Source organism: Aliikangiella maris (genome assembly GCF_040719265.1).
Lineage (GTDB): Bacteria > Pseudomonadota > Gammaproteobacteria > Enterobacterales > Kangiellaceae > Aliikangiella > Aliikangiella maris.
The window spans coordinates 43,070-59,616 of record NZ_JBFDAH010000002.1 but is presented as its reverse complement, the minus strand read 5'-3'; the positions used below and the strand labels follow the sequence as shown (position 1 = coordinate 59,616).

The following is a 16,547-nucleotide window of genomic DNA, read 5'->3' as shown; positions in this document are numbered from 1 at the left end:
CCTTGAATCCGCTGGGATTGGCCACTTGAGTGATAATTTTGCCGCCAGCACCAGCCAGTTTTATTTAAATTTTATTCATTAGTTATATTAAGACAGTCAAAAGGCACTCGTTCTAAGCCGTTAAGCAAACTCATTCAATGCATTTTGACATGCCCGAGAATAGGAAAAAAAACTTTATATATCAACAGTTTTTAAACCAATTGTTACGTTTTAGTGTGATTGAGAAATAATATCCTACTTCGAACCGACAATTATTAATAGATTCAATCTATGACTTAGACAAAAAAATTTTAAACTCCACATAAAGTATATGGATTTTTACTGAATGAATTCTGCTAAAATAGCCGACACTTCACAATCAAGCATTTAAGTCGATTAAAAATCTATGATTAATATAACACCCGCAGCGCAGCAACATTTTCAAAAACTGCTCGCAACCCAGGATGAAGGAACCGGTATTCGTGTTTTTGTTGTGAATCCTGGTTCACCTCATGCAGAATGTGGTGTCTCTTACTGCCCACCTGATGCGGTTGAAAAAGACGATCTCAAGTTAGAATTTGAAGCATTTTCAGCTTATATCGACGAAGAAAGTGAACCTTACCTAGAAGAAGCTGAAATTGATTTTCAGACCGATGACATGGGTGGACAATTAACACTTCGCGCACCAAATGCAAAAGTTCGTAAAGTCCCAGATGATGCACCAGCCATTGATCGTATCAGATATATACTTGAAGCTGAAATCAACCCACAATTAGCCAGTCACGGTGGACGAGTTACCATGTCTGAATTTACAGATGAAGGAATCGTCGTTTTACAGTTTCATGATGGTTGTCATGGGTGTGGCATGGCAGATGTCACGCTAAAAGAAGGTATCGAAAAAACGCTATTAGCAAAAATTCCGGAAGTTAGTGGCGTTAAAGATATTACAGAACACGAAACGGGTGAAAATCCTTATTATTAATTTTCTATTCCAAATTTCAAATTATCAATTCACATTGATTTAAATAGTCTGTATCAGTCAGCGCACTGCTTATTGCGCTGACTACCTCACAAATTTAGTCGCTCAATCAATATTAGCACCTAAATGACAACTTTCTTACTGGTACTTTACCGGCAGTTTCAATAATATATATCTCTGATTGACTAAATAACTTGTCTAGCGATATTTCTTTAGCGACATTTTGTCTGATAGAATTTCTTTTGGTACTAATGACTTGCAATAAACATGAGTATGCTAAATAGCGCAGCCATAAAAAAGCATTTTATTCAGATGGCAAAAACACCTAAAAGCCAATTGAAAAGACTGTTAATTGGCACAATATGCTCATTTGTTTGCCTGATTTTACTGATACTATCAAGTGACTGGGAAATTCAGTGGCTATTTTATTTACTTAGTACAGCGCTACTCATTGCCATACTTTATGCAATTCCCGGCTATATTGGCCTTTGGATGTGGCGAATGCGCAAGTTTTTATTCGATCTGGACTAACCCAATGGATTTGAGTTTGCACTAATTATTTATGTTTATGATGCTATGAAATTATCGCTGATTGAATTTATAATTGGTTTTATTAAACGCGATTCAAATGCAAATCAGTTTACATTGATATCGGTATAAAATTTAAGACAATCGTCTGAAAGATAAAATGCTTGGCTTGCAATAGGCTGAGCAAAGATAAAATAATAAGTTAATTTGACGTGATTAAACCAACAAACAAATGGCTGCTATTAGTTGTCTTGATTTTATTGGGACTACTTTTTATTGGTAACCCCGCGGCGCATTCCAGCCGTATTTACCGTGAAGTCTGGGAGTCAGGCCATTTATTTTTATTTGCCGGACTGATTTATCTTATCAGCCATCACGCGCGTTATAATAGACTTAACATTCCACAACAACTTTTATTTGTTATTTTATTTTGCAGTATTTTTGGACTGATTACCGAATTACTTCAACAACTAGTCGGACGTAACTTTGAACTAAAAGATATTGTTAACGACATCATTGGCGGTTACATCGGTTTAAGTTTTAGTTATTTACGCCGTAGCAACCCGCTCAAAGTTAATTTTGGTTTGTTCAGTATTTGTCTATTACTTTCTATCTGGGGATTGTTACCACTACTCAGCGCGTTAAATGATCAATGGGAAATTGAAAAGATTTTCCCACATATCGCACAATTTGAATCGACTCACGAATTGAATCGTTGGTACAGACAGGATGCGAATATTTCACTTTCTCAAAAGTTTAAAGCGCAAGGCTTATCATCAATGAAAGTAGAATTTTTACCCGCTAAATATCCGCATGTCACACTCCGCCATTTTATCAGTAACTGGTTAAACTACCAACAACTTAATTTGAGCATATACAACCCACAAAACCAAACTGTTTCAATGACCTTAAAAGTCTATGACAAATTACATCAACAAAACCATTATCAATATAGTGATCGCTTTAACCGAATCCTCCAGTTACCTCCCGGATGGACTCATTTTCAGCAAAGCTTAACAGAAATTGCCAATGCCCCTAAAAAGCGTCCAATGGAAATGCAACATGTTGCCGTTGTCAGTCTGTTTTTAGATAGTCCCAAAACGACAACAACCTTGTTTATTGATAATATTTACTTATCAAAATAAATCGTATCAAATCAACTTGATACGACTTAGCTAATAAAAATATCACCGACTCGACTTTGCTTCACTTTTAACCATTAATGTTGGCTGCGACATTTCAATTTGTTGCGAGGCTTGCTGTGCATTTGGAGACTTTGTAACCTGAGTTTTCTCATTAACCTGAGAATCAATTTTTTGTAATGGCTTTTGTTGCACTTCTTGAGTCAATTCAAAATTTTTCTCTGCTACTTGCTTTTTAATCGCTTTGACTAGCGCATCACTCATAGTCGCCGGTTGCGACGACTGTACAGCATTTGACTTTTGTTGCGCCAGATAAGCCTCTCGCTTAGTCGAAAACTCAACGATTTTTTGCTTAATTTCTTTTCTTTCTGCCGCTTTTTTTGCAACATATTCCTGCCGCGCGGTTGCGGTCATTTCGCGCATGGGCTCTGGTAAACCCGCGTCTTCCATTTCCGCTAAATCATGTTCCGCAACTTGGCCATTACTCACGGCATCAACCAAATCCCATTGAGCATTATCATAAAATGTTGAGGCTTTCGATTTCGCTCGACTTGCTAGTAGTCCAGCCGAAATATTTCTACTTTTTTTATCTTCCACATTTTGTCGGCGTAATCCCGCTATACCTTCTTGTCCAAAAGGAATATAAGTGTCATTGAGCTGATCATTTAATACCGCAATTTGTTTATCATGAGGTGTTTCAATATGTTCAATAGGTATGTCAGCATTAATACTCATATATTCTCCACCAGCAGCGAGTGCGCCACTTTGCCAACCAATACTAATACCACTTTGATGATCGCCAGCAAAAATAGTATTTACCGTGATTCCATATTTATTTGCCAGTGTCAGTGCTTGTTGATATTTTACCGGTCCCTGGCTAAATGGTTCATTTCCAGCAATAAAAATCGTTTTAATATCTTGCGCGGAGTGACTCCATTGTAATGTGTTCACGGCAGTTTTAATTGCCATACCGCAGTATTCACTGCCACCGCTGGTTGTTAATGAAAATAATCCTTCCGAGATACGATCAAGTTCTCGTGTAAACCCACTAATCTGGCGTACATAACCTAAACTTTTTGGGTTATTATCATTACCGTATTCAAACAGTGCAACTTCTAGAACCGGTTGAACACCATTTTTAGCAACATTTGAAAACTCATTGATAACTTGCCAAATCTGATTACGGGTCTGATCAATTAATCCATCCATGCTATTACTGGTATCAAGTAAAATTGCCAACTGAATTTTAGGTCGAACAAACGGAACAATTGACGATTGTGTTTTTGACCCCAGCGTAGGTAAATGAACCTGTTCAGCACTGTTTAACACGACAGGCGTATTAGAAGCGAAAAAGCTATCAAAGAAGTAGCTCGATAAAAATGGCGTAGTCAATACCACTCCGCCCCCCATCAGCAAGCCTGCAGAAATTAGTGATATTGAACCAACTCGACGTTTTTTCGTTTTACTTTCATTAAAGTTCATCGTGTTCACCTGCATTTGAATAAAGATATAATTAATCGATGAACCAATTTTATTAGAAAAAACTTGAATGAATTAGACACCATTTAGTAAATGTTAACAGGCAAAAGTTTACTTATTGTTTACATTTTTATACCCGCACTAAGTCGTCGTTTTCTGTCAGAATCAATCTCGCTAATCTAGCGATAACAACTAATTATCTGGCGATAACAGATACACCATCCTCAATATTATTTCCTGGATGAATAATAATTTTTTCATCCGGCATCAAGCCTTCGATAATTTCAGCAAATTGTTCATTACGTTTACCTACTTTTACATTCTGCAATGTCGCTCTACCATCAACCACTTTAAACACTGACCAAATTTCATTTTGACGAAATAAAGCAGATAAAGGCACTTTAACAACATCCACCGCCTTATCAATAATAATTGCGGCTTCAACCCGAAATGCATCCCCCAGCGCAGCCCATTTTTCAATGGGATCGGTAAAATTTAAAATCACATTGACTCGCTGCTCTTCAACACCAAGCGCCGAAATTTTAGTAAATCCAGAAGGCTCAACAACCCTGACCCGAGCGTTAATATCCTCATTGCCTCCCCAACGTTTAATTAGCGCATCATGTCCTGGCTTTACTTTTACGGCGTTAGTCGAAAGCATTTCAATATTCACTTCAAGATCTTGCGGATTGCCAATTTCAACCAATGCGGTGCCTACAGGAATAATACTTTCACTTTTATGTAAAATTCGTAACACTCGTCCATCCACGGGTGAATGAATGCAAATATGACAATTATTAACCGGTTCAACTGAGTTTGAAGATTTTTTATTCGCCAACTTTTTATTCGCCAATTTTTTATCCACTGACGATGTATCTTCTTTGGGTTGCAACAATCTTGCTTTGGCCGCTTCTAATCTGGACTGCATGACATTTTTATTTGAAATAGCAGTTTCCAACTCGGCACGTAAAGTTTTTAAACGCAACTCGGCGCGTTCAAGTGAAGCTTTAGAGACACTATTTTTCGCATAAAGTTCTGTTGTACGCTGATAATCCAACTCATCAAATTCCAATTGTGCTTTAGCCTGTTTAACGCGCGCATCAGCCAGACTTAATGCTGCTCTGGCTCCTTCTACATCGGCCTTCGCCTGAGTTTCAGAGCGCTTATCCAAAAACTGGGGATTTGCCGGATACATATTAGCTATTACCGTTTTACCCGCTTCAACAAAATCACCCGGCTCACTTTCAATACGCGTGATTCTGCCATCGATCGGTGTTGAAACCGTATAAATGTCATGAATTCGGGTCTTACCTTCGCCTTCAAGTGTAATTAATAAATCTCCCTTTTCTACGGTCGCAATATCCACTTTCATTGGCTCAGGTATAAAAGCAAATACCAATAGTCCAACGACAACAATTGCCAACAAAATTTTCACCAGACGTTTTATTGTTTTCACTGCCACTATTCAACCCCTTTTTGCGCGCTAACCAAATCGATTTGATCCACTTGTCGCCAAACCAGATAAAAAGAAATAATTGCACTAATCAAGGTTATTAAGACAGAATAACCATAAGTGCTGTTGTTAATAATAAATGGAATACGAAACAACTCACTTTCCATTGATGTAGTCATACCCATTGATAAAAATTGACCAAACCAAATACCAAGTGGAATTGCGCCGAGTGTAATAACGCCTAATTCGCCAAATAAAATATAAGCGACCTCACGACGAGTTAACCCTAGCACACGTAAACTGGCAAGCTCACGACCACGTTCTGAAAGTGCAATTCGAGCGGTATTATAAATCACACCAAAACTGATAAAGCTGGCAAATAGAATATTGGTCGAGACCATTTTTAATAAATTCTCAGCCATCACATCATCAAAAATTTGCCGTAATATCGAAACAATGTTTAATCCCATAATTGCGGGAATTTCTTTTAATTTTTTATATAACACAGCTCCATGTAATGGATCGACCATCACCGAAACACCGGTAATTTTAGGCGCAGAATCTAGCAAACGATTTAATTCGTATAAATCCATATAGACACCCATGCCAATAAATTCTGATGTAACACCGACAATCGGAATCTGTAACACCGGACGGCGCTCTTCCAAGACTTCCACCGTGAGTAAGTCGCCTACATTCACATGAAGTATTTGTGCAAGCTTCTCATTAATGATTAATCCGTTAGACGGCATTAAAACCGGCTCCAGCTGCTGATTAACAATACGTCGCAGATCTGGCGAGTGAATTAACCCGGTAATTGCACCACGCTTTTTAAAATGACCAAACTTAAAATATGCTGCAACATGCCGCAATGGTTCGACAGCTAAAACACCTGGCATCGCTTGAATTTCTTCAATAGCATTGAGGGGCTTGGCTTCAACAAATGATAAATTTACATCTTCACGCTGATTAAATTCATACTGCACATCAACCAGATAAGTCATCGAATCTTCCATAAAAAAACTGAAGATTAAAATGGCCAACGCCAATGCCATACCTATTGCAGAAAATAGTGCACGCACCGGTCTTCTCTCCAGTTGACGTAAAATAATCCGGCTTAAAAACGAAAGATTTTGATCAACGCCGAATTTTTCCAAAATTGTTGCTTTAAATGTCATGGGACTCTCTGGTCTCATGGCTTCCGCAGGTGGTAGATTTGCCGCTCCACGAATTGCAAATAAAGTGCCGACAACCGCAGCAATTACACAAAAAAAGACAGCAAAAATCATCACTTCCACTGAGAAACTGTATTGCAAAATTGGAAAGTGAAAAAACTCGGTATACATTTTTATCATTCCTGCCCCCATCCATGCTCCCAAGGCAAGCCCCAATAATGAACCACAAGAAGTCACCACCAACACCATTTTCAAATAATGCTGAGAAATTTCCCAGTTGGTATAACCTACAGCCTTAAGCATTCCAATCTGCTCACGCTGTGTTGCAATTTGGCGAGACATCACGACATTGATTAAAAAAGCGGCAACACTTAAAAAGATAATGGGAGCTAACATTCCCATACTGTTTAGTTGAGCGAGTTCGTTTTCTACAAAAAAATTCGACAGTTGTTCATCTCGACCGTAAGCAATTAAACCACCATAAGGTTTAAGAATAGTATCCAAAGATTTTTTTAATACCTGCTGATTGGCATGTCGCTCTGTTTTAATCACAACATCATTAAAAGCGCCTTTCATATTCACCGCTGCTTCAAGTGATCGGCGACTCATCCAAAATACTCCAAAGCGCTTGCCATCAGGCATTAATGCTCCCGGCGCAATACTGTAAACATATTCAGGTGATAACACGACGCCCACAATTTTCAACTGCCGGCGATGACCATTCATAATCATGGCGACAAAATCACCAAGATTTAATTCGTGTGCTTTGAAAAAACTTTCATCAACCAAAATGGCATTTTTTTCATTAGGGTGAAGCATTCTACCGGCGCGTAAATATAATTTATTTAGCAGCGGCGCCTGCCCATCAGGTAACGAAATAATGCGCCCACTAGCAGGTTCACTCATTTGTGACATTTGTAGCGTTACCCCAAATATAACGCGAGTTTCCGCAACCGAAACGCCGGGAATTTCTTGTATTCGAGTTTTTATCGCCTCTGGCGCACGCTTAAGGGATGCAAATACATCGGCAAAATGGTAGCGATCGTAGTAGGTATCTCGTGTTAACTTTAAACTATCTAACACACCAAACATGATAATAAATACAGCGATTCCGGCGGCCATAACCAAGGAAATCGCAGCCACTTGACCTTTAATATGCCAAATATCTCTGAGTAATTTTTGGTTAAGTGCACCAATCATATAAAATCGACTCTATAAAATATTAAAAGCTACCAATCAATATCATCAGGTTGCTTTCGTTGTTGATTGACCACCACTTTACTCACCTCTCCATCGGCAAAATGAATAACTCGATGGGCAAGCTGTGCAATTGACGCATTGTGGGTAATAATTATGCAGGTTGTTGCATATTTTTCATTCACGGCCATCAGCGCTTTTAACACTACGATACCTGTTTCACTATCAAGCGCTCCGGTAGGTTCATCACACAGCATCACTTCAGGTTGTTTAGCCAATGCGCGCGCTATCGCCACTCGCTGTTGCTCTCCGCCAGACATTTGCGAGGGAAAATGACATGCTCTTTCTTTTAATCCAACAATCGATAAAGCCTCAAGTGGATCCATAGGGTTTGGTGAAATTTCAGTAACCAACGCTACATTTTCCAGCGCAGTTAAACTGGGAACAAGATTATAGGCCTGAAACACAAACCCAATATTTTCCCGTCGATAATAAGTCAATTCACGACTGGTCAATGTTGCCAGGTCTTTTCCCTTAAAATAAACATGACCCGAAGATGCCTGATCTAATCCACCAATAATATTTAAAAAAGTTGACTTGCCACTGCCAGAGGGGCCGAGCATTACGACCAGTTCTCCACTGGGTATTTCAATATCAACCCCTCTCAATGCCTGTACCTGGGTTTCACCAGATAGATAAATCTTTTTAAGCCTTTGCGTTTTAAAACTATAAGTGGTCTCGGCTTTATTAACTGAATTAGTCAATTCACTGAAATTTTGGGTGAGACTTTGCTTGGCATCATGCGTCATTTATCGGACCATATCATTACTGTTATTTTTTCTAATTACCGTTTTTTGTTTCTTTTGACTTTCTATTTCTTGATTTTTCGCTGACTAAGAAATTCAATTTCTGATTATAGTGACTATTAAAATACCCTGAAATAAAGAGCAAAATATTGATCACAGACCGCCTATTTACAAAAAACGGTGTTGAATAAGTAAACGACTATTTGAGATTGGTTTAAATCTCTTCGTATATCAATCACTTTTACCGGTTTTTAATAAAGTTAATCAGAAAAGCCAATATCAAAATAAATATAACAGACATCTATTATTGTTAATTTAAAAGACGTCATGCTATCTAAAAAAGTTCATTTTATGTCAGAAAACGATTATCACATTTGGTGGTGGGGCAAAATGGGGTCGCGAGCCCAAACGCTAGAACCTGCCAACTAAATCGAATGAGCCAGTTGGCAGAGTCATGCAAAATCATGCAAAAATAAGCCAGTTAACCCTTACTGACTCTGAATTGCATGATTAAAGTGACAACATCAATAACAAGTAAAATGGATTAGTAAGAATTCGGGCTTAAGATCCAATCACGAATTGCTGTTTTTGGATAAACCATGACTTGATAAATACCAGGCACCAGCGGCGAATAGTAATCACTTTGAATATGACACCACTCATAGTTCATATAGATTTGTACTGACCGGCAGTCATAGTTATCCGTTACAGGCAGCTCATCTCGCTTAACATATAAATCAGCATTTCCATAACCACCATACAACATAAACCAGACATCAAAGGCTCCTTCTGTTACTTCTAACGAATAATATAATGGTTCATCAGCGGCAGCAGATATCCCCATAACCGACACGCCATTTTCTAACGGCGTTACTTCAATCGGTTTTGGATTAACCGTAATTTCTGCAATGTCATATTCACCCGACTTATGTTCCCTCAAAGTAAGACGATAAACCCCTGGTGCACTAAAAGTAACTTGGGTATTCGCCTCTCTTCGATTGGTAAATTGTGCTTCATCAGGGCCAGTCCATTCTATTTGCGGTTCACAAGGTACAAAAACTTGTCCATTTAAATCGAATACTTCATCAACGATTACCGTATGATTGCCGCCGGCAGAAACTTGTGGCGGCGCTCCTGGTGTCGGCAGCATTTCAATAGTGATTAAATCTGATACCGAATGCTCACCATCAGTTGCAGTCAGTTTAAATTGAAATGGACCGTTTAAGTAAGAGTCTAAAATGGCTTTAGTCGCCACAGAATTAGGGTTAGTAAAAACCACATCCGTTGGACCATTCTCAACGGTCCACATTACTGATACCTTATCATTCTCCGGATCAGAAACACTTCCATTTAACGATAGTTCATAGGGATCGACAAAACAGGAAACACCAACGACAATATCCTCGCCAGCATCCACCTCCGGCGGTTGATTGACATATTCTGCTGATGCAAGTTCAAACGGCACACTAGCCATACTTTGCAGGGAAATAACTGACAAACTAAAAATCACCAGCCGAAAAAGCCGTGCCAATGAACATTGGTAACGTTGTAATGTTAGTTTAGGTTGTTTTTTCATTTTTTAGGTATCCTTGTATAAGTTTACAGCAAATAAGTCCAATTTACTTAGCCAAACATTTACCACAGTGATACAACATTAATAAAAAGCAAAACGCCGAGACTCAAGCATTATTGTGAAAAATAAGTCATTACAATATTCATTAACACCATCACTGAAAACACATTTTTAAAAATATATTTTAAAGGCAGACTCATAGCGATTTTTGTTATTTGCCAACATTTCTCAAATTAATTTTGTATAAGATTGCAGAGAACTAACAAACAGTTTTCTAAACAATCGCCAATGAGTATACTTAACTCTCAAACAAGAATTAATGGCAATATTGAGCATTTAAAATGACATCATCAACAGGTCATAGAGTCACAAAAGATACTGATTAAATTAATTCCTTGTTCATGAAATCTTTCTGCTTAGCAGGAGAAATGATTATTTGCTAACCATTAGCGGTTTACATCTTAAATAAGGTATCATTCAACTTAGCAAATTGAATTGATTATTTTTAAGAACAACTTAAAATAACCCTGCAAATTAAAAAATTACCAGGAAATCTCATGTTTGAAAGTTTAACCTCAGCACTGGTTTCACTCCCCTTTTCATTACTCGACTATTTAGTTATTGGTATGAACTTGCTGGTATTTTTATTTGCCGGATATATTCTGAACAAAAATCAAAGAGTCAAAAACCGAAATAATAACCACCATCGAATGACCGGTCTTAGAGCGATTAATCTGGTTTTATTCTTAATTTACGCGGTTACAGGTTTGGTGGAACTGGTATTTTCAATCGAAATATCGCATCTTCAACAGATTTCTCAAACCGGATTAACCATTCTGGTCGCTTACATTATTTATCATTACTTGCAAAGCAGCATCATAAAACGCTTTGGAAAAAATAAAGAAATTGATGGCGAAATTTATCATAGTGAGTCTTACGCCAGTGAAATTATTGGACTGATTGGGTTAATTTTAGTTGGTTCAATCGCGCTATTAATCATAATAAATATCTGGAACTTGAACAGCTGGTTACAAACCACCTCTGTCTTAGGGGGAATACTGTTGATTCTATTTGCTGCGCGGGAGTATTTTTTAGGTGATATGATTAATGGACTCATTATGCATTATAATGATTCCATCGAAGCCGGCGCAGTAATTCGTGTTAAACAATTTGATATTCTGGGCGTTGTTATTCAAATTACCTTAACACAAACCAAAATTCGAGATCTGGTACAAAAACACGAAATCAGTATTTCAAACAGCAAATTACGTAATGCAATTATTGAGACTATATCTAACAGTTCAAAAAAAGGATTTAAAGATTATCTCGACTTTAAAATAGGATATGACCAATCACCAGAACAAGTTGAAACATTTTTGTTATCAGTCTGGACTAAAGCTATTGAACAAGAGATTGGTCTTAACAAAGATACTCAACCTAAGGTCTGTGTTATCGATAATGGCGATCATGCGGTCACTTGGCGACTACTTTATTATGTCAATAATCCTTATCGAATTTTAGAAGCGCGAAATCATTTGCAGACAACAGCATTTGACTTAAGTCGACTAGAAAAAATCGGATTAAACACACCGGTCACTCACCAAATACTCAGCGGTACAGTTAATTAGCTTAATAAAAAATAGACTTACCGCCGAAAAACCAATTAAATAACAACTATTGATTAACTCATCAGGAATACAAATGATTGAACGAATTGAAACAGGCGCTCGTATGAGCCGCATTGTTAAGCACAACGGAACAATTTATCTTTGCGGTCAAGTTTGTGAAGATGCTGAAAAAGGCATTACAGAACAAACACAGACCATGCTAAATAAGGTAGAAAGTTTACTAGAAAAAGCAGGTAGTGATAAAAACCATATTTTATCTGCAACGATTTATATTAAAAGCATGGACTACTTTGCTGAAATGAATGCAGTTTGGGATGCCTGGGTACCCGAAGGTCACGCGCCAGCACGAGCTTGTGTTGAAGCAAAAATGGCTAGAGACTCATTGTTGGTTGAAGTGTCGATTATCGCTGCTGAAAAATAGTTAAGCGCTTAATTTTCCTCTGTTAAGTAAAGTGATACGCTTTTTGTACTTTGTCTTTTAACCAAAAGCGTATTAAGCGACCTGCTTTACACTTATTTTGATTGTCCTAATTGCTCTGCATAAGCAAATAAAGCTGGTGCTCCACCTGTATGCCAAAATAAGACTTTATCATTTTTACCAATTTGCTTTTGCCGAATTAAATCAATCAATCCTGCCATCGCACGCCCCGTATATACAGGGTCAAGTAAAATCCCTTCATACCGTGCCGTCAGTTCGATCGCTTCTCTTTCTGCATCATTCATCACACCATATCCACTTCCCACATAGTCATCAAGCAAGATGACATCGTTAACCGAAAAGAGAGCGTGACTTTGACAAATTGTTGCCGCTTGATTGGCTATTTCACAAATGACTTCACGAAAAGGTTTTTCTGCATTTTCGTCTTTATCAATATTAATACCAATCAATTGGTAGCGTTTTCGAGTTAAAGATTGACCGGCCATCAAGCCACCATGAGTACCACCTGAACTCGACGCAAATACAATATGACTGACAGAGTCATCTTCGATTTGTTGTGCTAATTCTTGCAATGCATTAACAAATGCAAGTGCACCTAACTCGTTAGAGCCGCCATATGGTACTACATAAGGGCGTTTTCCAGTTGCTTGTAGCCGTGCAAATAAATGCGGAATATCTTCACCTTTGCGGTGTTTTCCTCCCCAGTGGATATTGGCGTTAAATAACTTATCAAGTAATAGATTACCATTCATTTGTGCGGGTGCTTCGCCCCCTAAAATCAAATGACATTCTAATCCTAAACTTGCTGCGGCAGCGGCCGTTTGTCGGCAATGATTAGATTGACTGGCACCAGCAGTGATGATGGTATCGCAACCAATTGCAATTGCATCTCCTAGAATATATTCCAGTTTCCGAGTTTTATTACCACCTAATGCTAATCCGGTTAAATCATCACGCTTCATTAAAATTTCGGGGCCACCTAAAACACAACTCAATCGAGCCAAATGACTCACTGGCGTAGGGAAAAAGCCAAGATTCTGTTTTGGATATTGTGAAAACTTCATACTAACCTCGCTAGGAAGATGATTTATTTTAATCAATATCGACTGACAAATCAGTCTGCAAAAAAACCCTTGATTGAGACAACTTTTATCTCAATACTCGCTTACTAAAACATAGGTCCATAATATCGCTTAAGCCATTGAGATAGTCCATCTAAACCAGGAAAAAGCATACGTTCTGTAACATTATCTTGGTCAAGCTTATCTCGAACTTCTTGTTTCAGCTCTTTGGGAATAATGACTCGGTCATATAAAGAAGGATGTGCAGCTAAAAAATCACTCAAAGTTAAACTGGGATTAGGCATTGCTGTTAATAACGCCCATTGATTAATAATTCTGGCATCAAGAGATGGTGGTTCGAAAAACAGCACAAACGGATCGTCTGGGCGAATAGTATCAAACTCTTTGAGTGTTGCAATATGCTTATTGAGCATTTCAACTGAAAATAAAAAAGCATGTTCTTCCCGCAATACATCGCGTAAGAAATCAGGCAAAACCTTGCGCGACTCTGCAATATTTAATCGCCAAATAGCGGCATCCTTGTCAAAATGTTGATACTCGACAGTCGCAAAATGCACAGCAACTTTAGGGGCAACCGTCCAGTCAAGTACACGCGTAGGTAAACCGTGGTGCTGTGCAATTGACAGTAACGACCACAAAGAGTCATCTTTAATCGTTCCGGCATCCGCATACTTTTTAAAGCTGCGCAAAAGCGGCCCTTCAACTTTGGTAAAATCACCACCTAATCGGTATAAACTGGTTTCTAATCGCCAGCTTCGATCTGCAACGCCACGATAGGCAAAATCTGAACGATGCCGCATATGGCTATTCTGATTCATCGGTATATCATACAGCACTCTTTGTAAGTCTATCCAACTTTCAACATATATATCTTGCATAGGTCTCTCTCAAACGACATCAAATACGCTTTGTTTGACTGCACTTATTGATTTCATTTATTAACTTCACTTATCGATTAGTCGTCAAATTACTCAGTCGACTGAATGAATAAAAATCGATACTCTCATATAAGTTTAGAATACAAATTATTTAATTATCGATGAAATATTCAGATAGCGCCAGAAGATTGGAAAAACACTTGAATAGATAAAAATATCATGGTTGGACCAAGTTATTTCTTATTTACAAAGTGGTTAGTCGTACCTTAATTATTCAGTATCAATTATTCAGTATCAATTATTCAATATCGGTTCAAATATTGAATAACGTTTAGGAAAGAGGTCCCTCTCTTATGTTACGCTGGAATAACTCGGTATGTGATGCACCGACATCAAGCAATGTCAGATACATAAAAGTTTTTCACATTCAGTATTTGCAATAACTGATAGTAAATAAAAACACAATATTATTAGTTAAACACAAAGTTAATTATTTGCAAGTATTAAACTGCGATATTTGCTAAGCCATTTCAAAATCAGATTTTCCCGCGCCACAATCTGGACAACACCAGTTTTCGGCAACATCATCCCAGTTGGTGCCGGGAGAGATTCCATCTTCGGGATAACCATCTTCTTCATCATAAATAAACCCACAAATGATACATTGCCACTGCATTTTATATTCCTTTCAAACTGTTCTAATTCTGTTCAAGTTAATGTGTTTGCGATAGTTCTATTTAAGCCCAATCACTAAGCAAACACTTTTTTTCGCTCAGCATTTAAACATAACTGTGTCCAAGTCGCACCGGCCAAATCAATAATGCTAAACAAAATGAGTTCTGGCCTTGCCCAACCTAAACTAACAAACACAATAAAGAAACAAATCACCGAAGCGCGAGTATAGACGGTCACTTGAAAAAAACCTAACCAATTATGTTTTATTGCATAAAAGTAATAGGGTGTAATAATAATAAGCAACATACCAGTTGTTCGAATCCAAGGCTCAGAGGTTGCAGGAAAGTTAAACAATTGAATAATTGGATTTGGCAATATTGTTAAAGCTATTCCTAGCAATAATAAATAAACACTAAAAACAAACAAACTTTTTGCGCTTTTACCCATCGCTATTCTCCACTCAATAAATTTATTGTTATAGGCTCTCTGCCTTAGCAATATATTTAGCCAAGACAGTTTAATTCATATCTCTAGCTATAAATCTCTAGCTAAAAATCACTAGTTAAAACTCAATATATTAATATCATTTGTTAATAACACCGCGTTTAAATTATTGGTAAAAAATCAATATAATAAACTCGGTAAAATTAAGTCAGTTACAACAGGAAAATGGTAACTATTCAATTCGTCAGCTATACCAATGTATTGGGCAAACTTAATATGCTGCGCAAATCATCTGTGTATCGTGATTCCATACAGCGTGTAAGCTCACCCAATTCTGCAATGCGTTGTGCAACCATATGATCACCCAACTCAACTTGGGCAAAATCAGGCTTAAACGGCGACTTGTTAATTTGCATTAAGGCATTAACCCGAGACTCAGTAGAAAGCAACTTTTCATCTAAAACAGAAAACACCTGCATAGCTCTATCAAACTTGGTTGCTTTACCTTGCATAGGCACACGCAATCTAAAAACAAGCTGTTCATGCTGTTTAACTTCACATATCGACATGCCATTTTCCGATAAGAAATTGACTTCGGCAACAACCTTAGGTAACCCCCAAATATATTCACCGCGAGCCTGATTCAATTGAGAGTTAACTGGCATATGGTAAACATAATGTCCAAAGCTACGAAATTTCTCCTCCATTAAAAGAGGTAAAAAAGGAATTTTTGTACCATTTTGCCTGACAGAAGGTATTGAAATTACCGCTTCGTTATACGGTTCCATTTCGGCAATTTGTACATGTTGATAACAGGTAAAACCAACTACCGCTTTTCCTGGTAAAACTTTTAGTGGTCTTAATCCTGGCGGTAACATTTTTTTTGCCACATCGAAATCACATAAAAAACCAGCACTCATTAATCGCGACTTATAAAAATAAGTCGGGAAAAGAAATTCATGTTCACCCTGCTTACCCAACATAAACGGGTGAGGTTGACGAGGATAACCTTTAAACAGGCTTTCGTTTTCCCGGACGGCATAATTTTCAGTTAACATAAGTATTCCTTTTTATCGTTTTTTTAATTGTT

Annotated in this window: 15 protein-coding genes; 5 read left to right on the top strand and 10 right to left on the bottom strand. The window is 37.8% G+C overall.

Features of this window, described 5'->3' with window-relative positions; translation table 11 throughout:
- Positions 1–385: 385 nt before the first annotated feature.
- The 3 genes from nfuA to ABVT42_RS02370 all read left to right on the top strand — a co-directional run bounded on the left by nfuA (position 386) and on the right by ABVT42_RS02370 (position 2,631).
- Complete coding sequence (gene nfuA, locus ABVT42_RS02380) at positions 386–961, top strand: Fe-S biogenesis protein NfuA (protein WP_353873507.1); 576 nt, start codon at positions 386–388, stop codon at positions 959–961.
- 264 nt (positions 962–1,225) lie between these two features.
- A complete protein-coding gene (locus ABVT42_RS02375; protein WP_353873506.1) occupies positions 1,226–1,489 on the top strand; it encodes a hypothetical protein in 264 nt (87 codons plus the stop codon).
- Between the two features lie 209 nt (positions 1,490–1,698).
- Positions 1,699–2,631, top strand: coding sequence for a VanZ family protein (locus ABVT42_RS02370; protein ID WP_353873505.1), 933 nt, complete (start codon positions 1,699–1,701; stop codon positions 2,629–2,631).
- Positions 2,632–2,673: 42 nt separating this feature from the next.
- On the opposite strand, the gene ABVT42_RS02365 is transcribed toward ABVT42_RS02370, so the two are convergent.
- The 5 genes from ABVT42_RS02365 to ABVT42_RS02345 form a co-directional block, all read right to left on the bottom strand.
- Entirely contained in the window at positions 2,674–4,110 is a 1,437-nt protein-coding gene (locus ABVT42_RS02365; protein ID WP_353873504.1) for a vWA domain-containing protein, read from the bottom strand.
- Positions 4,111–4,303: 193 nt separating this feature from the next.
- Positions 4,304–5,569 (bottom strand): efflux RND transporter periplasmic adaptor subunit, encoded by a 1,266-nt coding sequence (locus tag ABVT42_RS02360; RefSeq protein ID WP_353873503.1) that lies wholly within the window; start codon positions 5,567–5,569, stop codon positions 4,304–4,306.
- Positions 5,569–7,935, bottom strand: a complete 2,367-nt coding sequence (locus tag ABVT42_RS02355; RefSeq protein ID WP_353873502.1) for an ABC transporter permease — start codon at positions 7,933–7,935, stop codon at positions 5,569–5,571. Before ABVT42_RS02355 ends, ABVT42_RS02360 begins: the two co-directional genes overlap by 1 nt.
- Positions 7,936–7,964: 29 nt before the next feature.
- Positions 7,965–8,741, bottom strand: coding sequence for an ABC transporter ATP-binding protein (locus ABVT42_RS02350; protein WP_353873501.1), 777 nt, complete (start codon positions 8,739–8,741; stop codon positions 7,965–7,967).
- 541 nt (positions 8,742–9,282) lie between these two features.
- Positions 9,283–10,314: a PPC domain-containing protein gene (locus tag ABVT42_RS02345; protein WP_353873500.1), complete on the bottom strand. Its 1,032-nt coding sequence runs from the start codon at positions 10,312–10,314 to the stop codon at positions 9,283–9,285.
- A gap of 554 nt (positions 10,315–10,868) precedes the next feature.
- Here ABVT42_RS02345 and ABVT42_RS02340 point away from each other — a divergent pair.
- Both ABVT42_RS02340 and ABVT42_RS02335 read left to right on the top strand, forming a co-directional pair.
- A complete protein-coding gene (locus ABVT42_RS02340) occupies positions 10,869–11,939 on the top strand; it encodes a mechanosensitive ion channel domain-containing protein (protein ID WP_353873499.1) in 1,071 nt (356 codons plus the stop codon).
- A 73-nt stretch (positions 11,940–12,012) separates the two neighbouring features.
- Complete coding sequence (locus ABVT42_RS02335; protein ID WP_353873498.1) at positions 12,013–12,360, top strand: RidA family protein; 348 nt, start codon at positions 12,013–12,015, stop codon at positions 12,358–12,360.
- Between the two features lie 92 nt (positions 12,361–12,452).
- Here the strand turns inward: ABVT42_RS02335 and ABVT42_RS02330 are convergent, their stop codons facing one another.
- The 5 genes from ABVT42_RS02330 to ABVT42_RS02310 all read right to left on the bottom strand — a co-directional run bounded on the left by ABVT42_RS02330 (position 12,453) and on the right by ABVT42_RS02310 (position 16,515).
- Complete coding sequence (locus tag ABVT42_RS02330; protein WP_353873497.1) at positions 12,453–13,442, bottom strand: D-cysteine desulfhydrase family protein; 990 nt, start codon at positions 13,440–13,442, stop codon at positions 12,453–12,455.
- 104 nt (positions 13,443–13,546) lie between these two features.
- On the bottom strand, positions 13,547–14,338 hold the full coding sequence (locus ABVT42_RS02325) for an FRG domain-containing protein (protein WP_353873496.1): 792 nt from the start codon (positions 14,336–14,338) through the stop codon (positions 13,547–13,549).
- 520 nt (positions 14,339–14,858) lie between these two features.
- Positions 14,859–15,014, bottom strand: coding sequence for a rubredoxin (locus tag ABVT42_RS02320; RefSeq protein ID WP_353873495.1), 156 nt, complete (start codon positions 15,012–15,014; stop codon positions 14,859–14,861).
- A gap of 74 nt (positions 15,015–15,088) precedes the next feature.
- Complete coding sequence (locus ABVT42_RS02315; protein WP_353873494.1) at positions 15,089–15,460, bottom strand: hypothetical protein; 372 nt, start codon at positions 15,458–15,460, stop codon at positions 15,089–15,091.
- Between the two features lie 245 nt (positions 15,461–15,705).
- A complete protein-coding gene (locus tag ABVT42_RS02310; RefSeq protein ID WP_353873493.1) occupies positions 15,706–16,515 on the bottom strand; it encodes an acetoacetate decarboxylase family protein in 810 nt (269 codons plus the stop codon).
- Between the last annotated feature and the right edge of the window lie 32 nt (positions 16,516–16,547).